The sequence below is a fragment of the Clostridium arbusti SL206 genome, from assembly GCF_000246895.1.
Classification (GTDB): domain Bacteria; phylum Bacillota; class Clostridia; order Clostridiales; family Clostridiaceae; genus Clostridium_I; species Clostridium_I arbusti.
The window spans coordinates 1-25,252 of sequence record NZ_BAEV01000055.1 but is presented as its reverse complement, the minus strand read 5'-3'; the positions used below and the strand labels follow the sequence as shown (position 1 = coordinate 25,252).

The 25,252-nt window shown below is 28.6% G+C and carries 26 protein-coding genes, 1 riboswitch and 1 other annotated feature; of the genes, 18 read left to right on the top strand and 8 right to left on the bottom strand.

Annotation, left to right across the window (positions count from 1 at the left end):
- The first annotated feature begins 77 nt into the window (after positions 1 to 77).
- Both RH99_RS11075 and RH99_RS11070 read left to right on the top strand, forming a co-directional pair.
- Positions 78 to 287, top strand: a complete 210-nt coding sequence (locus tag RH99_RS11075; RefSeq protein WP_010237862.1) for a hypothetical protein — start codon at positions 78 to 80, stop codon at positions 285 to 287.
- 227 nt (positions 288 to 514) lie between these two features.
- Complete coding sequence (locus tag RH99_RS11070; RefSeq protein WP_243441486.1) at positions 515 to 1,756, top strand: EAL domain-containing protein; 1,242 nt, start codon at positions 515 to 517, stop codon at positions 1,754 to 1,756.
- Between the two features lie 161 nt (positions 1,757 to 1,917).
- Here the strand turns inward: RH99_RS11070 and ispF are convergent, their stop codons facing one another.
- On the bottom strand, positions 1,918 to 2,391 hold the full coding sequence (ispF, locus tag RH99_RS11065; protein ID WP_010237855.1) for a 2-C-methyl-D-erythritol 2,4-cyclodiphosphate synthase: 474 nt from the start codon (positions 2,389 to 2,391) through the stop codon (positions 1,918 to 1,920).
- A gap of 131 nt (positions 2,392 to 2,522) precedes the next feature.
- Positions 2,523 to 2,702, bottom strand: a complete 180-nt coding sequence (locus tag RH99_RS11060) for a hypothetical protein (RefSeq protein WP_026038473.1) — start codon at positions 2,700 to 2,702, stop codon at positions 2,523 to 2,525.
- A gap of 193 nt (positions 2,703 to 2,895) precedes the next feature.
- Here RH99_RS11060 and RH99_RS11055 point away from each other — a divergent pair, with 193 nt between their 5' ends.
- The 3 genes from RH99_RS11055 (at position 2,896) to RH99_RS11045 (ending at position 5,673) form a co-directional block, all read left to right on the top strand.
- Positions 2,896 to 3,483: a class D sortase gene (locus RH99_RS11055; protein ID WP_010237853.1), complete on the top strand. Its 588-nt coding sequence runs from the start codon at positions 2,896 to 2,898 to the stop codon at positions 3,481 to 3,483.
- Between the two features lie 377 nt (positions 3,484 to 3,860).
- Complete coding sequence (locus RH99_RS11050) at positions 3,861 to 4,724, top strand: polysaccharide deacetylase family protein (RefSeq protein WP_010237851.1); 864 nt, start codon at positions 3,861 to 3,863, stop codon at positions 4,722 to 4,724.
- 34 nt (positions 4,725 to 4,758) lie between these two features.
- Positions 4,759 to 5,673 carry a polysaccharide deacetylase family protein gene (locus RH99_RS11045; protein WP_010237849.1) on the top strand — a complete coding sequence of 305 codons (915 nt, stop codon included), beginning with the start codon at positions 4,759 to 4,761 and terminating at the stop codon, positions 5,671 to 5,673.
- 101 nt (positions 5,674 to 5,774) lie between these two features.
- Here RH99_RS11045 and RH99_RS11040 read toward each other — a convergent pair whose 3' ends face one another.
- The 3 genes from RH99_RS11040 to RH99_RS11030 are packed head-to-tail and all read right to left on the bottom strand — an operon-like array spanning position 5,775 to position 6,755.
- Positions 5,775 to 6,287 (bottom strand): anti-sigma-I factor RsgI family protein, encoded by a 513-nt coding sequence (locus RH99_RS11040; protein ID WP_010237846.1) that lies wholly within the window; start codon positions 6,285 to 6,287, stop codon positions 5,775 to 5,777.
- 30 nt (positions 6,288 to 6,317) lie between these two features.
- Positions 6,318 to 6,503, bottom strand: a complete 186-nt coding sequence (locus RH99_RS11035) for a hypothetical protein (RefSeq protein ID WP_010237844.1) — start codon at positions 6,501 to 6,503, stop codon at positions 6,318 to 6,320.
- 12 nt (positions 6,504 to 6,515) lie between these two features.
- The gene (locus RH99_RS11030) at positions 6,516 to 6,755 is read right to left on the bottom strand and encodes a hypothetical protein (protein ID WP_010237843.1); all 240 of its coding nucleotides are present in this window, start codon (positions 6,753 to 6,755) and stop codon (positions 6,516 to 6,518) included.
- A gap of 381 nt (positions 6,756 to 7,136) precedes the next feature.
- Here RH99_RS11030 and RH99_RS11025 point away from each other — a divergent pair, with 381 nt between their 5' ends.
- The gene (locus tag RH99_RS11025) at positions 7,137 to 7,415 is read left to right on the top strand and encodes a hypothetical protein (RefSeq protein WP_010237841.1); all 279 of its coding nucleotides are present in this window, start codon (positions 7,137 to 7,139) and stop codon (positions 7,413 to 7,415) included.
- A gap of 230 nt (positions 7,416 to 7,645) precedes the next feature.
- Here the strand turns inward: RH99_RS11025 and RH99_RS11020 are convergent, their stop codons facing one another.
- Positions 7,646 to 8,632: a putative ABC transporter permease gene (locus RH99_RS11020; protein ID WP_010237839.1), complete on the bottom strand. Its 987-nt coding sequence runs from the start codon at positions 8,630 to 8,632 to the stop codon at positions 7,646 to 7,648.
- 384 nt (positions 8,633 to 9,016) lie between these two features.
- On the opposite strand from RH99_RS11020, the gene RH99_RS11015 reads away from it, so the two are divergent.
- From RH99_RS11015 to RH99_RS10970, 11 genes are all read left to right on the top strand, one after another.
- Entirely contained in the window at positions 9,017 to 9,796 is a 780-nt protein-coding gene (locus RH99_RS11015; protein ID WP_010237835.1) for a YdcF family protein, read from the top strand.
- 492 nt (positions 9,797 to 10,288) lie between these two features.
- Positions 10,289 to 11,179 (top strand): L,D-transpeptidase family protein, encoded by an 891-nt coding sequence (locus RH99_RS11010; protein ID WP_010237833.1) that lies wholly within the window; start codon positions 10,289 to 10,291, stop codon positions 11,177 to 11,179.
- A 236-nt stretch (positions 11,180 to 11,415) separates the two neighbouring features.
- Positions 11,416 to 11,991: a nucleoside recognition domain-containing protein gene (locus RH99_RS11005; RefSeq protein ID WP_010237831.1), complete on the top strand. Its 576-nt coding sequence runs from the start codon at positions 11,416 to 11,418 to the stop codon at positions 11,989 to 11,991.
- Between the two features lie 14 nt (positions 11,992 to 12,005).
- Positions 12,006 to 12,521 carry a spore maturation protein gene (locus RH99_RS11000; protein WP_010237829.1) on the top strand — a complete coding sequence of 172 codons (516 nt, stop codon included), beginning with the start codon at positions 12,006 to 12,008 and terminating at the stop codon, positions 12,519 to 12,521.
- Between the two features lie 102 nt (positions 12,522 to 12,623).
- Positions 12,624 to 13,253: a uracil-DNA glycosylase gene (locus RH99_RS10995; protein ID WP_010237827.1), complete on the top strand. Its 630-nt coding sequence runs from the start codon at positions 12,624 to 12,626 to the stop codon at positions 13,251 to 13,253.
- A gap of 80 nt (positions 13,254 to 13,333) precedes the next feature.
- The gene (locus RH99_RS10990) at positions 13,334 to 16,600 is read left to right on the top strand and encodes a DEAD/DEAH box helicase (protein ID WP_010237824.1); all 3,267 of its coding nucleotides are present in this window, start codon (positions 13,334 to 13,336) and stop codon (positions 16,598 to 16,600) included.
- Positions 16,601 to 16,939: 339 nt separating this feature from the next.
- Positions 16,940 to 17,188: a binding site (T-box leader), on the top strand.
- A gap of 136 nt (positions 17,189 to 17,324) precedes the next feature.
- Entirely contained in the window at positions 17,325 to 19,265 is a 1,941-nt protein-coding gene (gene metG, locus RH99_RS10985) for a methionine--tRNA ligase (protein ID WP_010237822.1), read from the top strand.
- A 214-nt stretch (positions 19,266 to 19,479) separates the two neighbouring features.
- Positions 19,480 to 19,643: riboswitch (M-box (ykoK) riboswitch) on the top strand.
- Positions 19,644 to 19,691: 48 nt separating this feature from the next.
- Positions 19,692 to 19,844, top strand: a complete 153-nt coding sequence (locus tag RH99_RS19245) for a hypothetical protein (RefSeq protein ID WP_158511948.1) — start codon at positions 19,692 to 19,694, stop codon at positions 19,842 to 19,844.
- A gap of 35 nt (positions 19,845 to 19,879) precedes the next feature.
- Positions 19,880 to 20,860 (top strand): ABC transporter permease subunit, encoded by a 981-nt coding sequence (locus RH99_RS19755; protein WP_010237820.1) that lies wholly within the window; start codon positions 19,880 to 19,882, stop codon positions 20,858 to 20,860.
- On the top strand, positions 20,857 to 21,597 hold the full coding sequence (locus RH99_RS19750) for an ABC transporter permease subunit (RefSeq protein ID WP_010237816.1): 741 nt from the start codon (positions 20,857 to 20,859) through the stop codon (positions 21,595 to 21,597). Before RH99_RS19755 ends, RH99_RS19750 begins: the two co-directional genes overlap by 4 nt.
- Positions 21,598 to 21,609: 12 nt before the next feature.
- On the top strand, positions 21,610 to 22,902 hold the full coding sequence (locus RH99_RS10970) for an ABC transporter ATP-binding protein (RefSeq protein ID WP_010237814.1): 1,293 nt from the start codon (positions 21,610 to 21,612) through the stop codon (positions 22,900 to 22,902).
- Positions 22,903 to 23,172: 270 nt separating this feature from the next.
- Here the strand turns inward: RH99_RS10970 and RH99_RS10965 are convergent, their stop codons facing one another.
- Positions 23,173 to 23,442, bottom strand: coding sequence for a DUF4190 domain-containing protein (locus RH99_RS10965; protein ID WP_010237812.1), 270 nt, complete (start codon positions 23,440 to 23,442; stop codon positions 23,173 to 23,175).
- 501 nt (positions 23,443 to 23,943) lie between these two features.
- Here RH99_RS10965 and RH99_RS10960 point away from each other — a divergent pair.
- Positions 23,944 to 24,351, top strand: coding sequence for a DUF5684 domain-containing protein (locus RH99_RS10960; protein WP_010237810.1), 408 nt, complete (start codon positions 23,944 to 23,946; stop codon positions 24,349 to 24,351).
- 227 nt (positions 24,352 to 24,578) lie between these two features.
- Here the strand turns inward: RH99_RS10960 and RH99_RS10955 are convergent, their stop codons facing one another.
- Positions 24,579 to 24,776, bottom strand: coding sequence for a cold-shock protein (locus RH99_RS10955; RefSeq protein ID WP_010237808.1), 198 nt, complete (start codon positions 24,774 to 24,776; stop codon positions 24,579 to 24,581).
- Between the last annotated feature and the right edge of the window lie 476 nt (positions 24,777 to 25,252).

Here is a 25,252-nt window from a genome sequence, read left to right as displayed (position 1 = left end):
ACACGTAGTATGGAATAGAAGAAACTAGAGAGTATATAGCTTGGATATCTGATGACTTTGCAGATTTAAAAGATTCCATGCTTTTAAGCAGATTTAAAAGTGATTTATGGTTATACTTAGAGTCTTTTGATAAATATTGTTTTAAAGATAGAAAAGCAAATAAACTCTTTTCACAAATTAAAAATGAACACATTAAAAAAATATTACAGGACATAAAAAATAGATATTCAGTTGGATTAAAAGGAATTGTATTTAAATTAGCTAAAAATGATAAAAAGTATTATTAAATATAGTAACAATTTACCTTTATATGTGTTATATTTAGTCTAATTTATACTATATGACAATAAGATTCATGTAAAACCTATATTTGTATATATCTTAATGAATAAAAAGTATAATATTTAGCCAATTTAAAAGTAAAAAACAACAAATAATGTTGCACAGTAGTAGTTGTACAAATATAATAGACTTATATATTAATAAAAAAAGGAAGGCGGGCTGAATTTTGGATATGAAAAAAAAAGTCAAGGACTTAAATATAAATAATATAATAGAAGAGAAAAATATAAAATTAGTTTTTCAACCTGTAATATCTGTAATAAAAAAATCAGTTATTGGACTTGAAGCTGTATGTTTAGGCGCTTTAGATGGTGATAGTAATATTATTAGTAGAGATAATTTACTGAAACATGCATCAAGAGAAGGTGAAGCCATAGAATTAGATAGATTGTATAGAGAAAAAGCTCTAGAAAATTTTTTAAATGTATACAAGGATAACAAAGAGGCTCTATTATTTATAGATATAAATATATCAATAATAGACAAATATATAGGTTCTAAAATATTATTAAATGTTGTAAATGAATATAAAGTAGAGCCTAAAAATATTGTATTAGAAATAGTAGCTGAAAAGATAGACGATATTGAAGCAATGCAAAAATTTATTAACTTCTATAGAAGTAGAGGTTTTCTAATAGCACTTGAAGATTTAGGATCAGGTTTTGCTAACTTAGATAGAATTTCTTATGTCGAACCTGATATAATAAAAATTAATAGTGTGATAACTAAAGATATATCTTATAACTACTATAAACAAGAGATATTTAAATCTCTTATAAATTTGTCTAAAAAGGTTGGTTCACTTGTAATTGCAGAAGATATAGAAACAGAAGAGGAAGCAATGGTAGCAATGGAATTAGGTGCTGATATGCTTCAAGGGCCAGTATTTGGAGAAGCATTTGATATAGATAAGGTTAATTTGTCAAGAATAGAAGAAAAAACACATAAATTATCAATAGATTATAAACGTTATATTATGGAAGACATAAATGCTAAAGAGAAATCTCATGAAGAGTATAATGACATAATAAATACTATAATAGATAATCTTTCATCTGTAAGTAAAGATGAGTTTAACAAAGTGATAGAAAAGGTTGTAGGAGAGTATTCTATACTTGAATGTGTATATATTTTAAATAATAGGGGATGTCAAATTACAAATACTGCTACAAGGTTTAAAAATATGCTATCACAAAAAGCTCTTGTATTTCAACCAGCTAAAATGGGTACAGATCACTCTTTAAAGAAATATTATTATTTCCCAAAGAGTATGCATTTGAACAAATATGTAACAGAGCCATATGTATCATTAGCTACAGGAAATCTCTGTGTAACAATTTCAGCATATTTTAAGAATGTTGATCAAGATTATATACTTTGTATAGATTTTAATCCTGATTATATAAATATTTAATATAAATATAGTTATTATGGTATTAATAATTAGTTTAATATACAGACTGAAAAGGCCATGAATTGTAAAGTTTACATGGCCTTTTCAGTATAGATAGAATTTATTTTTTAAATGATTATTTTTAAGGATGGAGTTTAAATTTAAAATATATGAATTAAAGATTAAACTTCCTCTAAAAGGCATATACTTTGTGAGGATATACCTTCACCAATTCCGGTGAAACCAAGCCCTTCTTCTGTAGTTGCTTTTACATTTATTTTATCTAAATCTATATCAAGTGTATTAGCTATATTTTTTCTCATTTCAAATATATATGGCTTCATTTTAGGTTCTTGAGCTATTATAGTTGCATCTATATTCCCAATTTTATAACCAGAAGCCAGTATAAGGGTTCCAACTTCTTTTAGTAAAGCTAAACTACTTATACCTTTGTATCTGTTATCATTATCAGGGAAATGAGTTCCAATATCACCAAGTGCAGAAGCTCCTAATAAGCTATCCATTATAGCATGAAGAAGAACATCTGCATCTGAATGACCTAATAGTCCCTTCTTATAGTTTATTTCAATTCCTCCAAGTATAAGTTTCCTTTCTAATACAAGTTTATGTACATCATAACCAAGTCCTATTCGCATATAGTACCTCCAAAGATAAGGCATTCTCAAGAAAATAATCAGTCAGCATATTAGTCTATTTGCATAATGAGTCTATTATTTATTTGAGAATGTCTAAATATATTTATTATTATTTTAATCAAAATTCTTTATTATGAAAAGTATCTTTGAGTAGGTATACGTTTACAACCTGATTTCATTTTCTTTGCTTTGAACTTTTTAGGCATAAATAATTTTCTTATAAATCTTTTAATACTATTTAAAAATGAAGTATTTGGAGTCGTCAAGATACTCCTTTGAGTAAAATCCACATAAACTATATTATTTTTCATTATACAACACCCACCCTTCATTAAGATAATAACCACTTTATAATATAATAATACTATTATATTTAATAAATGTTAATAGTATTAAGAAAAAAGTAATTTATATTTTACAAAGAGATTAATTTTTATGGACAATGTTATAATATGATTGAATTCTATTTAATGAAAAACATATATAAATACTGGGGGAATTATGATGAAAAAGTTAAAGATAACTGGAGCCTGTCTTATTTTATTGGGAATAATAGTAATTTCTACTGCTATAGGTATGAGAATTTGGTCATCTTACAAAGAAAAGGCAATGATTAATGATTTCCAAAAAACTATTGAGATAGAGGATAAGAAACCTAATAAGGATAAAGTTATAGATACCAAGCCTCCCTCTGAACAAGATGGTGCAATTGGAATATTAACTATTCCAAAGATAGATTTAAAAGTAGCTATAGGTGAAGGGGTAGATAACAGTGTACTAAAATATGCAGTTGGCCATTTCAAAGGTACTGCTATGCCTGGTGATAAAGGTAACTTTTGTGTGGCTGGTCATAGAAGTTATACATACAGTGAGTATTTTAATAGATTAGGGGAGATTAAAAATGGTGATATAATATATGTACAAACCCAAAATGGAACTTACAACTATAAGGTTTATAATATTAACGTAGTAACGCCAGATCATGTAGAAGTTCTAAAAGCAACACAAGATGCAACAATGACGCTTATTACATGTACTCCTATAAGAATTGCAACTCATAGGCTTATAATAAATGCAAAACTTCAAAAATAATAAATAATATCAACTTATTATCCACAAATTATCAACAAATCTGTGGACAATGTTAGTAATTTCATAAAATTAATATATAAATAATTATAATTATAATAAATTACACAAGTTAATAACATATAGATTGTGGATAATGTGGATAACTAGCACTATTAAATTATTGTATTTCAATAGTTTAATAGTGTTTTTAATGTTTATATGATTATGAATTATAAATATAAAAGTTCTACAATAAATTTATTAGCACATAGCATTTTTATATTTCATTGTACAATATGGCTAAATCACTAGTTTTTTGATAAAATGTAATAGTAAATAAAAATTAATCGTAATATGAATACATTATTATAAATATGATTATTAGAAAGGAAGTAGTAATGAAAAGTGAAGAAAAAAAGATAATAGGAATAAGTTTTATTATATTAATTGCAGTAATTGTTTGGGCAGTGATTGTTAATGTTAATAAGAGCAATAATACTTCTAATGTTAAGGCAAGTACTGTAGTAGATACTAAGGCATCTGATAACGAAAGCACCAATAAGCAGCAAGTTCAAATGAAGAACAATGACAAGGGAGTTCCCGTGGTAATGTATCATAGTGTAAGCAATGAGCCTACATTAGGTAATCTTAGAATAACTAAAGATAATTTTGAAGCTCAAATGAAATATTTAAAAGATAATGGGTATTATACATTGACTATGGATGAGGTCAATGATTTTATTACAAAGAATAAACCTATACCTGAAAAGTCTGTAGCATTAACTTTTGATGACGGATACGAGGATAATTATACTAATGTGTATCCAGTTTTGAAGAAATATGGATTTAAAGCTACTGTTTTTGTGGTGACTAGTAGTGTGGATAAAGACTCTACCTACTTAACTTCAGCACAGTTAAAGGATATGCAAGCTAATGGAGTGGACATACAGAGTGGTACATATGCGAATACGAAACTTGGAGATTTAACTATGGTACAACAGCTAAAGAGTCTTCAAAATTCAAAGCAATTTTTGGAGTCACTTTTAAATAAAAAAGTTAATTATGTATCTTATCCTTTTGGAAGCTATAATGCTAATACTTTAGATGCGGCAAATAAGGCTGGATATGTACTAGGTTTAAGTAGAGATGGAAAGTGGAGTTATAAAACTGATGGGATATATAAGCTAAGCAGAGTTTATATAGGACCAAATCATACTGAAGCTAATTTTGAAGAAAGAATAAATAATAGTAATTACCAATAAAGATTAGGGTTATGGACTCTAAGGGAGAATAGTTATGAGAAGTTCTAAAATAAGACTAATAGGTCTAGTACTGTTAATAGTAGTATTAACAGTAGGTACAGTTGCTTACATATTTGACAGTAAGAAAAATAATAGTAAAGTGTCAAGTAATAGGGCGCAAAAAAGTACAGCTGGTATTAATAAGACTGATGTAGAGAAAAAAATTGAACCTAAATATAATAAGCTAAGAGAGTTTAAGGGAAAAGATCTAGTACATAATGATAAACAAATACCTGTACTTATGTATCACAGTATTGCAGATAATAGTAAGGTTACAAATGTTGCTAGTAAGAGTATAATTTTGCCTCCAGAAGTTTTTAAAGAGCAGATGCAGTATCTTAAGGATAATGGATATACTACTTTAACGTTAGATGAATTATACAACTTTTTAAAGAATGACAAACCAGTACCACAAAAGTCAGTAGTATTAACTTTTGATGATGCCTATGAAGATAATTATACTAATGCATATCCAATTCTTAAGGAATTTGGGTTTAGAGGAACTATATTTGTTATTACAGGTGGTACAGATAAAATTGGTGCTTATTTAACCTCAGCTCAATTAAAGGAAATGGATGCTAATGGTATGGACATACAAAGTCATACAGTAAACCATGAGGATCTTGATACTTTGTCTTTAGAGAAGCAGCAAGAGACTTTAGCACAATCAAAGCAATTTCTTGAAAAGCTTCTAAATAAGAAAGTTGATTATATTGCTTATCCTTCTGGTAAATACAATGATTTTACGGAACAGGCTGCAAAAAATGCAGGTTATACTATGGCATTTACTATTAATAGTGGTTGGGCAAATAAAGATACTAATATACTTTTTTTGAATAGAGTATTTGTAAATGCTTTAAAGGGAATTGATCAATTTAAAGAAAGATTAACTAGTCCAAATTATGAATAGATTTAAGCTTAGGGGAAATCATTAAGTTTCCACTAAGCTTTATTTTTATTATTGGAAATAAAAAAGTGTAGAATAGTATCTTAGATACGTCTACACTTTTTTTAATTAAAGGAATTATTATTAAATTTTTCTGTGCCATTTTCATTTACCAGTAAGTTTAATTTTTTTGATTTTATTTCATTAGTAAATCTAGTTATATCTATAGTATCACCAGAAATATAAACAGTTACTTTATGTTTAAGATTATCTTTATCTAAAGGATTTATATAGTTACTAGCTTCTGCTTTATTTAAAATAGTTATTAGAGTATCATTTATATTTTTATTCTTAATATATTCATTATTTAGTATATTATTACCTTCTGTAGAAATGGAGGATACATCTATCACTCTATTCCATTTATTTACCTTTAAGGTTATAGATGTATTTACATCTAGGATAACTAGACTAGATGGATAGGAGTAAACGTAGTAGGTACTAATAAGTATTAATATTATTACAATTGACAATATTACTAAAGGCTCTTTTAATTTAGTACTCTTTTTTAAAAATTTATTTTTTTTAAGTCTAACTTCTTCTAAATTTATGGTTTTTAATCCAGTATCCTCATCCATTGTTATCACCTACAATATTTTATACTTGTATTATAAAATACCTTCTTTTTTTAGTATAGTTTCTAATTGCTTTACTTTTTGTGATAGAAATACAAACTGTTTCTTTATATTCTTATTTGAGAGATTTTTAGCATCAAAATCCTTTTCCATAGCTTCTACAGTAGTTAATGCTTCATCAATTTCTTGTTTTGCTAGATCTAAACTTTCTTTTTTCATAATTTGTCTCCTTTAGTTTATATTATCTTTATACTTCAAATCTTCTTCGTCTAAGAAAGGTGCTGGAAATTCAAAAATCTTTTCATGGCCACATCGAGAACAAGTACATTGGCAAATATCATAGGGTTCATCATCTATAACTAATATTTCTAATTCATTTGCTTCATAATCTCCCCCACAAATCTCACAAGGAGTATTATTTATAACTTTATATTCGCTTTCGATATATTTCATTATATCAGTTAATATCATATATTGCCTCCCGTTAAATCATTACTATATCGAATTTATCTTAACATTATAACATGTATTTTTAAGATAACGTAATACTTTTAAAGATACTTGTCAATATAAAATATTATAACATATATTTTTTTAAAATAATAAAATATATTGACATGCGAACAAATGTTCTATAGAATATAATTACGAACAGAAGTTCGCTGTAATAGTAAGTTATATTGAGTCATATAATTTATATATCAATGAATGATGCTAAGGGCAAGTTTATTGCGATTATAATTATAATATATTAAAAATCATAAAATTATAAATCTATTTATTGAGAAAGTCATTAAAGAATTGGTAATTTAATACTAGGTCATCAAATTATATGATTAGGGGGATAAATACATGGATAAGAATAATTTATTTGTAAAAATTGATTATAAAACTGAAGGTAGAGATAATGAATTAGGTGAAAATAAAATTATACATAATACTAAAATAAGAAATAAGGATGTAAAGGCAACTAAATATCTAATTGGTGGAGGGGTATATAATAAGAAAGGTGGAACTATAGTTTTTAAAGCAAAGAACTTGGAAGAAGTTAGAAGTATTACCTCACAAAATCCATTGGTGAAAGATTCATTTATTAGGTATGACGTTGTCATACTACCTAAAAGTATATAGTAGGTTATTGTAAAAAGTATAAATAGAATATATTAGGCATATGAAAATAAATAACAAGTCAAAGATGCGACGTATATTTTGAAGTCAACAAGGAAATAGGTTCCTGAGATAGTGAGCTATCTTAGGGTTCTGTTGACGCGGTGGGATTCAAAATAGACTAGCATACTGACTAGTTATTTATTTGAATGTGCCTTAAAGGCTATCTTATTAAAAACAGCCTTTAATATATTCTATTTTTTATCTTTAATTTTTACATTTAGTTGTTTGATTTTTTCTTTTATATCTATTAACGTTTTATTACTATATTTAGATTTTAGATGTGGATAGGCCTTAAAGATTCTTGAATAATTCACATCTATCTTATTCAAAATACCATCATAGGTATTTTTCAATTCCCTTATTTTTTTAGTAACAGTATTAAATATATCTTCTTCATCGTTTGATAATTTACCAGATAGTTTAGAAGCTATATTGTAAGTTGTATTTTCAAATTTGTAATTTATGTCTTCAATTTTATTGTTTATATTTTTAGTGGTATTTTGAAAAGCATCTGTAACCTTATTTTTTATGTTTCTAGGGGCTGAGGAAACATCTAAATAATTTATTGAGGCACCAATTTGTATTATTGTATTAAGTTTAATTTTTAATTCCGAGGAAATATGGTTAAGTTCTGTAAATAAACCCTTTAGTTTTATTAGAGAAATTATGGTTATATATAGATCTATAAAAAAATAAACTAGTAGTATGTACATAATAATAAATCCATGCTTTATAGGTAATAAATTTATAATATAATCTATTATATAGGGCTGAATAAAAAGTATAATAAATAATGAAACTAAAAACCAAAGTATAGAAAATTTAACACAGATTCTTCCCTTAAGATTAAACTTAGTATCTGAATAATCCCACCAAGTAGTATCAAATAGTTTTTCAAGAATAAATCCAGTTATGTATTCAATAAAAGATGGAAGGAATAAACATCCTATGATTAAAAATATAGTATGGTTTTGAAAAGGCTTAATTATAACTATTAATAATACTGCCCCAAATCCATACACTGGACAAAAGGGTCCATTTAAAAATCCACGATTTATAAGTTCTCCTTTAGTTATGGCAGAATAGCAGACTTCTACACACCAACCCAAGAAGGAATAAAATAAAAAGTAAAAAAACAAGTGATAAAAATCAATAGGCTGTAGAAATGAAAACAGCATCTAGCAGGCCTCCCCTTAATATTAGTGATTATTTATTAAATAAAATTCATTAAAATACGATATATGTATAATAGCATATAAATATAAATATTAATATTTATATTTCATAAAGCTAGATATAAAATTTGTTAATATTTTACTTTTAGTATATAAGGCATCTTCAAATAAATAACTAGTCAGTATACTAGTCTATTTTGAATTATACTACGTTAACAGAACCTTCTGATAGCACCACTATCATCAGAACCTGTTTCCTTGTATAATTTAAAATATACATCGCGTCTTTTACTTGTTATTTATTTTCACATGCCTAACTTAAAAGATAAATGTATTAAAATTTATAATATATGAATTTTACAGTATAAATACAAGGGGGTTACATATATGACACATATAAAAAACTATATATTTGAAAAATTTATAATAATTTTAGGACTATTAAATATATTATATTTTATAGTATGTTTTCTGGTGTTCAAAATGATTGTAAACTTCTCAACATTTTTTTTAGCATTAGGAATTATTTTTGTATTGTTAGGAGTACTAAAAATCAAATATGTTAAAAAATATAAAAATAAGATAATAAAAAATTTGATTAATATAATTAATACTTTTATTTTTTTACTTATAATAATGTTTATACTTATGGGGACATGTATAGCCTATAGTGCGATTAAGTATACTGATCAAAAGCCTGATTATATTATGATTTTAGGTGCAGGTATAAGAGGAAAAAATATGCTGCTAATTCAGCGACAGAGAACAGATAGAGCTTTAGAGTTTATAAAAGGTAATCCTAATATTAAGATTATAGCTTCTGGTGGACAAGGCCCGGGAGAGGATATATCAGAGGCAGAGGCTATGAGAGAATATCTTATTAAACATGGTGTAAAGGATGAAAATATAATAAAAGAAGAAAAGTCTAGAAATACAATGGAAAATATGAAATATACTAGAAGTCTTTTGAATAATATAGATGATAGACCTAATTTAAAAATAGCAGTTGTTACAAGCAATTTTCATGTATTTAGAGCAAAGTTTTTAGCAGAAAGGGCTGGCATTAATGCAGAAGGTATATCTGCACCAGTTAATAAGCTTTTATTGCCTAATTTTTCGGTTAGAGAATGCTTTGCGATTATAAAATCATTCGTTATGGATAAATAAAAATAAGTTATGAAATAAAATATTATATAATTTATGTAAGTAGTTAACTATTATGAAAAATTAAAGTATAATGATATTAATATTTGTTGTACAAGTTATTTCATTATTATAATTATAATAATGAAATAACAATAGCTCAAAATTTGATCTAGACCAACAGTTATATTAGAAGAATACGATAATATATTTAGTATTAAGCTTATATAGCTTTTTTAATAATATAGATAACAATATGTGCAACATATTGTGGATTTTTATCGTCATTATTATTAAAGGGGAGGATTTTGTTTTAGGCATATGAAAATAAATAGTAAGTCAAAGATGCGACGTATATTTTGAAGCCTACAAAGAAATAGGTTCTTCAGATAGTGAGCTATCTGAGGGTTCTGTTGACGTGGTGAGATTCAAAATAGACTAGCATACTGACTAGTTATTTATTTGAATGTGCCTTATCAATTAAAGTAATGTAATAAGAGGAATGGAAGGGATAATATGAAACGAAATTTATCAATAGGAATTATATGTATAATAGTAGTTTTTAGTCTTTCAGCATGTGGCAGCCTAGCTGATATAGGCAGCGCATTTGCACATAATTTATCCTCTAACAAAAGTACAAATAATAAGAAAGATGCTTCAAAGGCAAATGCTGCTAGTGATGCAAAAGCTAAAGAAAAAAAAGCAAAGAAAAATGTAACGCCACCTACACCACCAAGAGATGTTCTTAAGGCTGGAGATAAGGGGGATGATGTAAAAGATATTCAAAAGAAGCTTAATAAGTTTGGTTATACAGTAGGTGAAGATGGAGATTTTGGAGAACAGACAGTATATGCTGTAATGGATTTTCAACATAAGCATGGTCTTACCACTAGTGGCATAGTACAAGGAGATACATTAAATGATTTAAAGAAAGACCCTACACCAGATGTAATGTATCAAGCTCAGGCACAGGCTGTATTTAGTGGAGATTCCTCTAGTGTAGAAGGTATAGTAAACAATCTTGATACCCAAAGCTATACTAATTATTTTGTCATGGTAAATATATCACAGCAAATGGTATATGTTTTTAATGGAGCAAATAAGAACTGGAAGCTAATAAATGCATTTCCTTGTGCATCAGGTACAGGGGGAACACCAACGGTTACAGGACATTTCTTTGTGGGAATCAAAGGACCGCAATTTGAGTCAGGGAGTGCAGTTCTTAAGTATTATACCCAAATTCAAGGAAATTATTTATTTCACAGTGTTTTATTTGATAAAAAAGGAAATTTACTTGATGGAACTCTTGGCTCTGCAGCATCACATGGTTGTGTAAGACTAGCACTTGAAAATGCTAAATATATCTATGATGATGTTCCAATTGGTTCTGGAATATGGATAAGCTAGTTTATAGGAGTTCATTATTTGCGTTTAAATGTAAATAAATAGAATTAATAAAAACACTATTAAGATTAGTGAAATTTTAGTAATCTTGATAGTGTTTTTATTATGTTTAGGATTATGATAGATTGACATTAGATGTGTATTCCGAGCTATTTTATATATGAATGTTGGTAGAAATACAAACTTAGAGTAATTTTAACGATAGCTTGTATATATAAATATATGAAGGGGGGATTAATGTGATAAATTATATATGGTTTATTATTATAGTCTTTGGCATTATATTTGGACTTATAACCGGCAGAGGAGAAATTGTATCAAAAGCAATTGTTGGTTCCACTACTTCTACAGTACAATTGAGTATAGAATTATTAGGATTAATGTGTCTTTGGTGCGGCATAATGAGAATTGCTGAAAAAAGTGGACTTACAGACAAACTGGCCAAGGTTCTTAGACCTATACTTAGAATAATCTTTAAAGATAGTTCTAAAAATGATAAAGTTATAGGACCTATGATTATGAATTTAACTTCTAATATGATGGGACTCTCCAATGCAGCTACTCCTTTTGGAGTTGAAACTATGAATGAAATGGAAAAAATGAATTCTATTAAAGGTACAGCTACAAATGATATGGCTAGATTTTTGGTTTTAAATGCGGCGTGTATTCAATTTATACCTACTTCTGTTATATCTATAAGAGCAGCTTGTGGATCACAAAATCCAGGTATAATTATATTGCCTGCTATAATAGCTACAGCTATAGCTGCTACCATGGGAATGATATATTGTAGCATTTTAGAAAGATATTTTTAGGGGGAGGTGTAAATGTGAATTATGCTATTAAAGCAATTATACCAATAATAATATTATTTATAGTGGTTTACGGAATGTTTAAAAATGTAAAAGTTTATGAGTGTTTTGTAGAAGGGGCAAAAGATGGAATAAGTATATGTGTCAAGATATTTCCATACCTTCTTGCTATGATTATAGCTGTAACTGTTTTTAGAGAGTCCAAAGCCATGGATTATTTTATAGCATTAGTAAAGCCAATTGTAAGATTAGTTGGATTACCACCAGAGTTAGTTCCACTTGCTATAGTTAAGCCACTATCTGGCAGTGGAGCTATGGGTATATTTGCAGAAACCTTAAAAAAATATGGACCTGATAGCTACATAGGCTTGGTTGCATCAATAATGATGGGATCTACTGAAACTATATTTTATACTATAACTGTATATTATGGTTCTATAGGTATAAAGAAAATAAGACATACTCTTTGGGCGGCAGCGCTTGCAGATATAACTGCTATTATTATGGCCATTACATTGGCCAAGTTTATTTGAAATAAATCATATTAAAAGGTATTATTATTTAAGAATTATATTCAACCATAGTTATTTTATGGTATTATTAAGTAAAATGTTGTAAAGCTTGGGGTGATTATTTTGCTTCATTGGAAAGAACTTAAAGAAGAAAGTGAAGCTTGTGTTAAATGCGATCTTTGTAAGGAGAGGACTAATGTTGTCTTTGGAGAAGGTAATATAAATTCTAAAGTGATGTTTATAGGAGAAGCACCTGGGGCCGATGAGGATAGAACGGGTAGGCCTTTTGTGGGGAGAGCAGGACAGCTTTTAACAAAAGCACTTATTGCATTGAATTTAACGAGAGAAAGAGATTATTACATTTGTAATGTATGCAAATGCAGACCTGAAAAAAACAGAACACCTATGGAGGATGAAGCTAAAGCATGCATACCATATTTGAGAAATCAGGTTGCTCTTGTAAAACCAAAGATAATTGTATGTCTAGGGGCTACTTCAATGAAATATGTAATGGAAAAAGTTTTAAATAATAGTAAAAAATTTCCTGGCATCGCAGAAGATATGATTTGGAGAGAGGCACTAAAAACGGGCACTATGAAGATAACTCGTGATAGAGGAAAGTGGCTTAGAATAAAGAATTTTAGTATTATGTCCACCTTTCACCCAGCGGCTCTTTTAAGAGATGAAAATAAAAAGAAATTATTTTGGGAAGATCTTAAAAATATTAAAGAAGAATTGGAAAGCTTCAATTAAGATTGAAATAAATAAATGAATTTTAATTGAAATAATTTTTCCTATTTGGATAAAATGTAAGATAAGCAGAGGTGAGGCTATTGTTTGATATAAAAGAAGAAACTGTAAAATATTGGGCGGATGAATTTGTATATAAGAAGGCAGAAGATTATTATAAAAATGGTAAGGTAAAAAACATAAATGTTATAAAGACTTATAATAAAGACCTTGATTTTAACGAGATAAAAATAGAATCTATAGTAGAGGATAATGGAAAAGAAATTTCAAATGTAATAGTATTTAATGATAAAACAGGAGTGGAAAATGTAAAATGTAAATGCATGGAATTTCGTAATTACTATTTGAATGATAAGATTTGTCCACATATCGCAGCTTCAATGTTTAAGTATATAAGAGATAAGAATAGTATAACTGGTCATAAATATTCAGCAAAAACTCGAAAGTTTATTGATCAGATAAAGAATAGTATGGTAGAAAAAGAGAGTAGTAGAAAAGAACTGAATATGGAAATAAAGCTAGAGGTAAATTCTTGGTCAGACAGAGGATCAAATTTACAATTAAAAATTGGAGAAGACAGATTATATGTAGTTAGAAACATGAGAGAATTTATAACTTCATATATTGGTAATACTCAAGAGATGGAGTTTGCTAAAGGGTTTACTTTTGATCCTAAGATTCATCATTTTAACGAAAAGGATGAAAAAATTATAAAGCTTATTGAAGAAATTTATGAAGATGATCAAAGAAATTATGAACTTGGATATACTTATAATAGTAATAATAAAATTTTAGTAGGGAAAAAAGCACATCTTACAGATACTAAAGTAAGAAGATTTTTACATATGATTAAAGATAGACAAATAAATATTAGCTTAAAGGCAAAGGAATATAAAGATGTAACTATTATAGAAGATACTATACCGCTAGAATTTGAACTTTTGTCTAAGGATAGTGAAATAGAACTTATACAAAAGCAAGGTATACCTTATCCAATTACAAAAAATGGAGAATACTTTTTCTATGATGGATTTATATATAAGGTTGATAAAGAAAAGAGAAAATTATATATAACTTTTTATAATGCATTTTCCCAGGAGAAAAAAAATATAATAAAATTTGATATAGAAGATAGTGAGAAAATTGCATCTTACATAATACCAAGTTTAAAAAAGATAAGTGATAATATTGTAATAGATAGTAGTTTAGAAGAAAAATTTTATCAAGAACCCTTAAATATTAAAATATATTTAGATAAGTCAAATGATATGGTAATGGGTACCATTAAGTTTTGCTATGGAGATGTACGCATAAATCCATTGGCAAGAGAAGTAGGTAGAGCGGAAAATTCTATACTGGTAAGAGATGTAGAAACAGAACTAAATATAATCAATTTATTTAAAAGTTATAAATTTCAAAAGTATGGAGATCAATTTATAAATAATGAGGAAGAAGAAATTGTTGATTTTTTAAATAATGGTATAAGATATCTTCAAGATTATTGCGAAATATATTACTCTAATTCATTTAAAAACCTTAAAATGTATGGTGTTTCCTATTACAGTGGAGGAATAAAACTAAATGATAATGACTTGTTAGAATTTAACTTTCAAATTGAAGGTGTAGATAAAAAAGAGCTAAAAAATATATTTGAAGCTTTAAGGCAGAAGAAAAAGTATTACAAATTAAAAAAAGGCGGATTTGTACCACTAGAATCAGAAGAAATAAAGAATATTGGTAACATGATTGACTTTTTAGATATAAAGGACTCAGAACTTGAAAATGAAAACTTTATAATTCCAAAGTATAGTTCAGTGTATATAGATGAAAATATAAAGCTTTACAATATGGATTATATAAAGAGAAATAATAAGTTTACACAACTTATAAATAATATAAGAAATGTAAAAGATGCTGATTTTTTTGTACCTAGTATTCTTGAAAAAATCATGAGAAAATATCAAAAGTTTGGATTTAAATGGCTGAAGGCTCTATCTAGTTGTGGATTTGGTGGAATATTAGCTGACGAAATGGGACTTGGAAAGACATTGCAGATAATTAGCTTTCTAGCATCAGAATTAGAAGAAGGCAATAAAATACCAAGTATTGTAATATCCCCAACTTCCTTGGTTTATAACTGGGTGTCAGAAATTGAAAAATTCTATCCTAATCTAAAGGTTTTGGTGATATCTGGATCTAAGGAAGAGAGAAGAGAAGGTATAGAAAGGTATAGTGATTATGATATATTAATAACTTCTTATCCACTTATAAGAAGAGATATTGAATATTATAATGATATAAATTTTAAATACTGTATTTTAGATGAAGCACAGCAGATAAAAAATCCTAATTCTATGAATGCTAAATCAGTAAAGGAAATAAAGGCTAAAAACTATTTCGCATTAACAGGAACTCCTATTGAAAATTCACTTACAGAACTATGGTCTATATTTGATTTCATTATGCCAGGATACCTTTTATCTCATGGTAGATTTATGAAAAAGTATGAATCACCTATTGTAAAAGAAAATGATAAAGTGTCCTTAGAAGAACTAAATAAGCATATAAGGCCATTTATATTAAGAAGATTAAAAAGTGAAGTTATAAAAGAGCTTCCACCTAAAATTGAACATAAGATATCTGTAGAAATGACCGAAGAGCAAAAGAAAGTTTATGCTGCTTATTTGCAAAATGCAAAAGAACAGGTTGATAATAATATTAGAGAAAAGGGATTTAATAAAAGTAAACTTATGATTCTGTCTATACTAACAAGACTAAGACAAATTTGTTGTGATCCTTCTATATTTATAGATAATTATAAAGGTGATAGTGGGAAGCTTATAGCCCTAGATGACATAATTGAAGATAGTATAAATGCTGGGCATAGGATACTGATTTTTTCACAATTTACAAGTGTTTTAAAAAATATAGGTTCATTCTTATATAAGAAGAATATAGAATATATGTACTTGGATGGTCAGACTAAGATGCAAGAAAGAGGAAAGATGGTAGACGCTTTTAATAAAGGAAAGGGATATATATTTCTTATATCATTAAAGGCTGGTGGAACGGGCCTTAACCTAACAGGAGCGGATGTGGTTATTCATTATGATCCTTGGTGGAATCCGGCAGTTGAGCAACAAGCATCTGATAGAGCTCATAGAATAGGTCAAAAGAAAACTGTAGAAGTAATAAAACTTATAGCTAGAGGTACCATTGAAGAGAAGATATATGAACTCCAAGAGAAAAAGAGGGATATAATAAAGAGCGTTATGGATATGGATAGTGCTGAAGAATCTATAATATCAAGAATGTCTGAGGAAGAAATAAAGGACATATTAAGCAGCTAGAATAAATTGTATGTATTAACGCAGTATTATAAACTAGACATCCAGATTTGTTTAAGGCACATTCAAATAAATAACTAGTCAGTATGCTAGCCTATTTTTAAACCTACTGCGTCAATAGAACCCTCAGATAGCTCACTATCCTCAGAACCTGTTTCCTTGTAGACTTCAAAATATCCGTCGCATCTTTGACTTACTATTTATTTTCATATGCCTAAAATGATGTTTCAAATCTATGTTGACAATAAAAAGGATATATAATAACATAAAAAGGTAAGGAAAATTAAGAAAATCATGTTATAATATTTTGTATTTTGCTTATAATAATAAATAAAAATAATTTTAAATGCATTGATGGGAAGAGTAACAATTATAAGTATTTAAAAGAGAGCTGAGATAGGTGAAAGTCGGCAATACATGTATTTGTGAATATGGACCCTGAGCAGTATATCTGAAGAACATTTAGTAGGATATTACGTAAGGCACATGTTATAGTGCAAAGTGATGAATTATATTAAGACGTCACTTGATGAGATTTTTGCTGGAATGCAAAAATGAAATAGAGTGGTAACGCGATAACACGCCTCTAAATAAAAATGAAATTTTATTTAGAGGCTTTTTGTATATATAAAAATATATGATACATAGAGTTTAAGCTGTATGATAATCACTTTGTATAAAAGATATTAATAATAAAAAATGGTTATTTGATTGAGGAGGAAGAAAAATGAGTGACAATAAAAAATTTTATATTACAACACCAATATACTATCCATCAGCAAAACTTCATATAGGTAATACTTATACTACTGTAGCGGCTGATGCATTAGCAAGATTTAAGAGACTATGTGGATATGATGTAATGATGCTTACAGGAACTGATGAGCATGGTCAAAAAATACAGAGAAAAGCTGAAGAAAAAGGAGTTACTCCTAAAGAGTATGTAGATGAAATAGTAGCGGGCATAAAAGATTTATGGAAAATGATGAATATAAGCTATGACAAATTTATCAGAACTACGGATGATTATCATGTGGAAGCAGTTCAAAAGATAGTTGAAAAGTTATATGAACAGGGTGATATATATAAAGGTTCTTATGAAGGCCTATATTGTACTCCTTGTGAATCCTTTTGGACAGAAACTCAACTGGACCATGGAAACTGCCCAGACTGCGGAAGACCAGTAGAAAAAACTAAAGAGGAAGCATATTTCTTTAAAATGTCCAAATATGCTGACAGACTTATTGAGTATATAGAAAGTCATCCTGATTTCATTCAACCAGAATCGAGAAAAAATGAAATGCTGAATAACTTTTTAAGACCAGGACTTCAGGATTTATGTATTTCAAGAACCTCTTTTGATTGGGGAATACCAGTAACCTTTGATAGTAAGCATGTTATTTATGTATGGATAGATGCTTTATCAAACTATATTACGGCGCTTGGATATGGTAGTGGTAATGATGAACTTTACAAGAAATACTGGCCTTGCGATGTTCACTTGATTGGAAAAGATATATTAAGATTCCATACAATCTATTGGCCAATAATGCTTATGGCATTAGGACTTGAACTTCCTAAACAAGTATTCGGTCATGGTTGGCTTTTGGTAGATGGCGGAAAAATGTCAAAGTCAAAAGGTAATGTAGTGGATCCAGTAGTACTTGTTAATGAATTCGGAACTGATCCAGTAAGATATTATTTACTACATGAAATACCTTTTGGAGCAGATGGTCTTTTCAATAATGAGATATTTATTAAAAGGATAAATTCAGATCTTGCTAATGATCTTGGAAATCTAGTTTCTAGAACAGTGGCAATGATAGAAAAGTACTTTGGAGGTACTATACAGGCGCCTACAGAAAAGGAAAGTTTAGATAATGAACTTATAGATTTAGCACTTGATACTCCTAAAAAAGTAGAAGAGCATATGAATGGATTAAAGATACCAGAGGCTTTAGATGATATTTGGGAACTTGTAAGAAGATCAAATAAGTATATTGATGAGACTGCACCATGGATTCTTGCTAAAGATGAAACTAAGAAAGCTAGATTAGGAACAGTTTTATATAACCTTGTAGAAAGTCTTAGAATTGTATCTACACTTTTATCAGCCTTCTTACCAGAAACAAGTGAAAAGATAAATAAACAATTAAATGTTGAACTGACGACTTGGAATAGTATATCAGCTTTTGATGGAACAAGAAGTGGAATTAAAGTTAAAAAGGGAGAGGCTATATTTCCAAGAATAGATGTAGATGCTAAGCTAGAAATGCTTAATAAAATAAGAGAAGATCAGTTAAAAGCTTCACCAAAACCAACTATACAGCCAATAAAGGAAGAAATAACTATAGATGATTTTGATAAAGTGGATTTAAGAGTAGTAAAGGTGATTCAATGTGAAGCTGTGAAAAAATCAAATAAGCTACTAAAATTAAAGGTGGACTTAGGCGGAGAAGAAAGACAAGTGGTTTCAGGTATTTCTAAATATTATAAGCCAGAAGAATTAGTAGGAAAATATGTAGTACTTGTAGCTAATTTAAAGCCTGTAAAATTAAGAGGAGAACTCTCACAGGGAATGATACTTGCAGCAGCAACGGATGATGACAGTAAACTGTTCACTGTATCAATTCCAGGAGAACTTCCAACGGGAAGCCAGGTAAGATAAATTGAAAGGAGCCATGTCTAATATTAAGATGGCTCTTTTCTTAATTATGGTTAATTAGAATGTCTGTGTCCTAACTATAGGCCTTGTTGACAATGAGTATAATTAAGTATATCATTACATAGGATGATATTAATAGACAAAATTATAAAATTATTATGCTAATTTTACATAAATATAACTTGTATTTAACATAATAGATTTATACTATAAAGTAAACGGAACTTGTTAGGTGAGGTTCCTATATGAATATATGCTACTACCCAGAAATGTGGAGACACGCCAATGGGTTAGCTGATACTACCGAATTAAGGTTTTATCTAATGTAGCTGAGATAATCTCTATGTCATATAGTGCCAAAACTCGATTAGGGGTGAGTTTTTAACATGCTTTTAAAAGCTTTCACTGCCGTGGAAGCTTTTTTTATTAATGTCTACCTTTATTCTAAGTAATTTTCAGAAAGGTGATGAGGATATATGGACGGAGATGCCAGTTATTATAGATTTAGAAACCCATTTCGTGGAATTAGGAGTGTATCAGCAATTTGAAGATAGATTAGTTATTTATTTTCAAAGGCTTTAAAACCTTAATTTCATATTAAGGAGGAACAGTTTTGTATGAAAAACGAAAAAGTTTTTAATAAACAGAAATTTGGTATGATTGATATTATAATTTTTATATGTATAGCTATGATGATATATTTGATAATGTCTCCGGGAATGCATGGAACTTCTAGTAATGTTAATGTGAAAATTTCAACTGACTTAGACATGCTACCTTCATATGCACTAAGATCTGTTTTAAGAATGACAGCAGCTTATATTCTATCTATAATTTTTACGCTAGTGTATGGATATATAGCAGCCCATAATCCTAAAGCGGAAAAAATACTTATACCAATATTAGATATACTTCAATCAATACCAGTATTGTCTTTTTTACCAGCTATAGTTTTAGGGCTCATAGCGCTTTTCCCTAATGGTACTATAGGCATTGAAATAGCATCTGTTATACTGATATTTACTGGCCAGGCATGGAATATGACTTTTAGTCTTTATTATTCTATAAAGGTTTTACCTAGAGACTTAAAAGAAGCATCCAGTATTTTACAATTAAATAAATGGCAACAATTTAAAAAATTAGAACTTCCCTTTGCCACTATCGGTCTTGTTTGGAATAGTATGATGTCTTGGGCCGGCGGTTGGTTTTTCTTAATGGCTTGTGAGATGTTTACACTTCAGGGAAGAAATTTTAGATTAAAAGGTATAGGATCTTTTTTACAAACTGCAGCTACTGAAGGTAATACCAAGGCACTTATATATGGAATAATAACATTAATTATAGTAATAATACTTTTAGATCAATTCATATGGAGACCTGTAATTGCGTGGTCTGATAAATTTAAGGTAGAACTTACACAGTCAAATGATGAACCTAAGTCTTTTGTTTTAAAATTATTAAGACGTTCCTACATAATACAAGTATTAACGGAAAAACTATTAGATCCATTTTTTACTTTTATAGGAGAAAGCATAGATAAAATTGTTTCTCATGTAAATAAAAACAAGGGTGTAAAAAATAAAAAACTAAAAAAATGATAAAAATAATATTTAGAATAGTAGCTATAATACTGTTGATATATGTAGGCTTTAATGTTGTTAAGCTTTTATCTACATTGAAAATTAAAGACTTACAAACTATTCCTAAAGCTGTTCTTTTTTCATTATTAAGGGTAATAGCAGCGCAGGCTATAGCGTTAATTTGGACTGTACCAGTGGGGGTTGCAATTGGTATGAATAAGAAGCTCGGAAATATATTGCAACCAGTTATACAAGTTGTAGCTTCAGTTCCAGCAACAGCACTTTTTCCGGTAGTACTAGGGATTTTTATGAGTAAATTAGGAGGACTTGGATTTGCATCTATAATACTTATGCTTATGGGAACTCAGTGGTATATATTATTCAATGTAGTTGCAGGAGCTATGGCAATACCAGAAGATTTAAAAGCAGCTACAAAAACTTTTGGTATAAGAGGAATAAAAAAATGGAAGACACTTATACTTCCAGGAATTTTCCCCTACCTTGTAACTGGAATGATTACAGCAACGGGTGGATGCTGGAATGCTAGTATTGTATCCGAATACGTAAATTTTGGAGGCAAATCTGTTAAAACTGTGGGATTAGGAGCATTAATATCACAGGCTACTGAAACTGGAAACTTTGCTATGCTTTTAATGGGTACAATTACTATGTGTATAGTAGTTGTAGTAATTAATAATGTAGTTTGGAAAAGGCTTTATGCCTTAGCTGAAGAGAGATTTAAGATAGAAATGTAAGGAGTGAGTGATTTGAAGAAACAAAAGGAGTTTATAAAGGTAAATGGAGTAACAAAATATTTTGGAGAATCGGAAAAACCTACATTAAAAGATATAAATGTAAATATAAATGAAAATGAATTTATAGCTATCCTTGGGCCTTCAGGATCTGGTAAATCATCGCTTCTTAGGATTATAACGGGACTTATTGAACCTACGGAAGGTGAAGTAATATTTGATGGCAAAAAGGTTGACGGTGTAAATCCATATGCATCAATAGTCTTTCAATCCTTTGCTCTTTATCCTTGGCTTACAGTTCAAGAAAATGTGGAACTTGGATTAAAGGTTAAAGGATTTCCTAAAGACTATACTACTGAAAAGGCATCGGAGCTTATAAGTCTTATAGGACTTGATGGTTTTGAAGAAGCATATCCAAAAGAACTTTCAGGAGGTATGAGGCAAAGAGTAGGTTTTGCTAGAGCTCTTGCAGTACAGCCTAAGCTTTTGTGTATGGATGAACCATTCTCAGCACTAGATTTCTTAACCGCTGAAAATCTTAGAACAGAGCTTATAGACTTATGGACTACTAAAAAAATGCCTATAAAGAGTATAATAATGATAACTCATGGAATAGAAGAAGCAGTTCTAATGGCAGATAAGATAGTTATGCTCAGTCGTGATCCTGCAAGAGTTATAGCTGAAATAAAAATAGATTTGGCTCATCCAAGAAATAGAAAGTCACCTGAATTTGAAAGAATTGTAGATAGTGTCTATAAAGTATTAACCAAGGGTGAATTTGAAGATCCTAACAAGGGGAAAATAAAAGAATTAGTAAAAGAAAATATAGAAAAACTCGTAGAAATCCCAGAAGCAAGTATTGGTGTAATGTCTGGGCTCTTAGAACTTGTAGATGATAATGATGGTAGAATGGACATATATCAACTTGGACGTGATCTTATGATGGAAATAGATGATCTTCTACCTAACATTGAAGGTATATCCATGCTTAAATTTGCAGATGTAAAAGAAGGGGATATTATTATAACTCCACTGGGAAGTAGATTTATTGAATCGGATACAGAAGAAGGCAAGGAAATTTTTAAAGAGCAAATAATGAATATATCTACATTTAAGGTTATATCTAAAGTTTTAAATAATAAAAGAAATAAAAAGATGAAGGAAGAATTCTTCAAAGAATTATTTTCTCAGCATTTTGGTGAGCATTCTATAGAAAAGAAAATGAATGTAATTATAGATTGGGGAAGATATGCTGAATTATTTAATTATGATCATGATACGGAAGAATTATATATGGAAGTAGAATAAATATAGAAATAACATGTAAGGCATCTTCAAATAAATAACTAGTCAGTATACTAGTCTATTTTGAATTATACTACGTTAACAGAACCTTCTGATAGCACCACTATCATCAGAACCTGTTTCCTTGTATAATTCAAAATAGACGTCGCATCTTTGACTTGTTATTTATTTTCACATGCCTAAAGCAGTCACTAATTAAGATGACTGCTTTATTTTTATTATTTAATCATAAATGGACTCTTAGAAGTAATCATATAATTTCTAAAGTTTATACTATAATGAGATGGTAAATGCTAACATAATAGTTATAACTATTATAAAAACAATTATACCCATAATACCAAGTACAATACCTGAGGTAGTTAGAGAATCTCCCTTCATTATGACTTCAGATTGATTAAACTTTATTTTTGTTTTTATACCTAAAATAATTCCAATTATGCTAAACAACAATCCTATAAAATTTAATATGGGAATAAAACAAAGTATTAAACCTACTATTCCTAAAACTAAAGTGGCAATGGCCATATCATCATTTTTCACATAATCACCTCTAAGAATTTATTACACTTATGTTATTACAATAACCCTTAGTTAATTTTTAAATTTATGTATAAACAATATATGTGTTTGCAATGAAAAAATACAAACTTTATTAAGTAAGTTTTAGTTATCATGACAATATAAGATTCTTATAATAATTATGTTGGAAAAATATAAATTATTACTATAAGGCATTTTAAAATAAATAACAAGTCAGTATTCTAGTGTATTTCATATCATGCTGCGTCAGCAGAACCCTCAGATAGCCCACTATCATCGGAACCTGCTTCCTTGCTCAATTCAAAATATAGGTGGCATCTTTGAATTATTATTTATTTTTATATGACTAAACCTACATGTAATAATTTTTGTATATGAGAATATTAATTATATAAACAGAGGTCTTGGCAGCATTTGAAGTTGCCGTAGATTACTTTAAGTACTATAGATATATTATAGTAGCAAATGTTTAATAAAATAATACAAAGGTGGGATAATATAATGTTAGGAGGATTTTTCTATTTAATGACTTCAAAAACTGCTATAATCATGGAGCTTATAAATTATATAATATTTTCCATAGCTTGGTGTAAACTTTGTGATAAGGCGAAGATAAAAAATCAATGGTTGTCCTTTATACCTTTTTTACAGATTATAATATTTCTACATATGATAGATAGAAGTGGATGGTATGGATTGCTACTTATTATACCAGTAGTAAATATAATTTTAATGATAATATGGCTTACGGAATTTTATAATTCTTTTAATATAACTAATATATGGATTGCTTTTTCTATAGCGATTTATCCTTTAGGTTGTATCTATATGATTTATATGGCATATTCAGACAAAATCGATTATGTTGGTTGCAGTCAATATGAGCTAAAAGCTATGAATATAATTTAATAAGGCACATTCAAATAAATAACTAGTCAGTATGCTAGCCTATTTTGAATTCTACTGCGTCAGCAGAACCCTCTGATAGCACCACTATCATCAGGGCCTGTTTCCTTGTATAATTCAAAATAGACGTCGCATCTTTGACTTGTTATTTATTTTCACATGCCTAAGTACAAATTAAAAAGCGTACATAGAAAAAGTTTCTTGTACGCTTCTAGTTATCATTAAATAAATTAAGCCTTTTTTACATTAACAGCTTGATCGCCCTTTTGTCCTTGAGTTAAATCGAATTCAACTTTTTCGCCTTCTTCAAGACTTTTGAATCCTGATTCCTCAATACCTGAATAATGAACAAATACATCCTTTCCATCTTCAGTAGTAATGAAGCCAAACCCCTTTTGAGCATTAAACCATTTAACATTTCCTAACATTAAAAAAACCTCCTGAAATAACTAATATGAAAATCACTTCAATGACCTTCTCATATATTATTATGCCAATTCAGTAAGCATTTATTCAAATATATGATGAGTTGGCAGAGAAATTAATATAATTTCTTATGCTTATAAATATAAGAAAATATAATGAATGGTACTATTAGCCATATTAGAGTGATAAATAGACCTATTTTTGAATAGAATAGCCCTTTCCCAGATAGTATGTTTTGTATTATTAGATTCATTTGAGAGATTCCTAATATGCTAAAAATAGTGTTTAAAAATTTAAAGATTATTGAATTGAAAATGTTATTAAAGAGTAAAATAGAAGAAGGTAATATGAAAAAGATAATAATGAATAATATTAAATATAATTGACCATGCATTTGATTAGTACTTATTAATGCAATTATAGTACTAAATACAATCATGATAAGTGAATTTACAGTTGTTATAATTATAAGAGATAT

Coding starts and splice junctions, on each gene's coding strand:
- RH99_RS11075 (WP_010237862.1), top strand. CDS start 78: ATGCTTTTAAGCAGATTTAAAAGTGATTTATGGTTATACTTAGAGTCT.
- RH99_RS11070 (WP_243441486.1), top strand. CDS start 515: ATGAAAAAAAAAGTCAAGGACTTAAATATAAATAATATAATAGAAGAG.
- ispF (WP_010237855.1), bottom strand. CDS start 2,391: ATGCGAATAGGACTTGGTTATGATGTACATAAACTTGTATTAGAAAGG.
- RH99_RS11060 (WP_026038473.1), bottom strand. CDS start 2,702: ATGAAAAATAATATAGTTTATGTGGATTTTACTCAAAGGAGTATCTTG.
- RH99_RS11055 (WP_010237853.1), top strand. CDS start 2,896: ATGAAAAAGTTAAAGATAACTGGAGCCTGTCTTATTTTATTGGGAATA.
- RH99_RS11050 (WP_010237851.1), top strand. CDS start 3,861: ATGAAAAGTGAAGAAAAAAAGATAATAGGAATAAGTTTTATTATATTA.
- RH99_RS11045 (WP_010237849.1), top strand. CDS start 4,759: ATGAGAAGTTCTAAAATAAGACTAATAGGTCTAGTACTGTTAATAGTA.
- RH99_RS11040 (WP_010237846.1), bottom strand. CDS start 6,287: ATGGATGAGGATACTGGATTAAAAACCATAAATTTAGAAGAAGTTAGA.
- RH99_RS11035 (WP_010237844.1), bottom strand. CDS start 6,503: ATGAAAAAAGAAAGTTTAGATCTAGCAAAACAAGAAATTGATGAAGCA.
- RH99_RS11030 (WP_010237843.1), bottom strand. CDS start 6,755: ATGATATTAACTGATATAATGAAATATATCGAAAGCGAATATAAAGTT.
- RH99_RS11025 (WP_010237841.1), top strand. CDS start 7,137: ATGGATAAGAATAATTTATTTGTAAAAATTGATTATAAAACTGAAGGT.
- RH99_RS11020 (WP_010237839.1), bottom strand. CDS start 8,632: ATGCTGTTTTCATTTCTACAGCCTATTGATTTTTATCACTTGTTTTTT.
- RH99_RS11015 (WP_010237835.1), top strand. CDS start 9,017: ATGACACATATAAAAAACTATATATTTGAAAAATTTATAATAATTTTA.
- RH99_RS11010 (WP_010237833.1), top strand. CDS start 10,289: ATGAAACGAAATTTATCAATAGGAATTATATGTATAATAGTAGTTTTT.
- metG (WP_010237822.1), top strand. CDS start 17,325: ATGAGTGACAATAAAAAATTTTATATTACAACACCAATATACTATCCA.
- RH99_RS19245 (WP_158511948.1), top strand. CDS start 19,692: ATGTCTACCTTTATTCTAAGTAATTTTCAGAAAGGTGATGAGGATATA.
- RH99_RS19755 (WP_010237820.1), top strand. CDS start 19,880: ATGAAAAACGAAAAAGTTTTTAATAAACAGAAATTTGGTATGATTGAT.
- RH99_RS19750 (WP_010237816.1), top strand. CDS start 20,857: ATGATAAAAATAATATTTAGAATAGTAGCTATAATACTGTTGATATAT.
- RH99_RS10960 (WP_010237810.1), top strand. CDS start 23,944: ATGTTAGGAGGATTTTTCTATTTAATGACTTCAAAAACTGCTATAATC.
- RH99_RS10955 (WP_010237808.1), bottom strand. CDS start 24,776: ATGTTAGGAAATGTTAAATGGTTTAATGCTCAAAAGGGGTTTGGCTTC.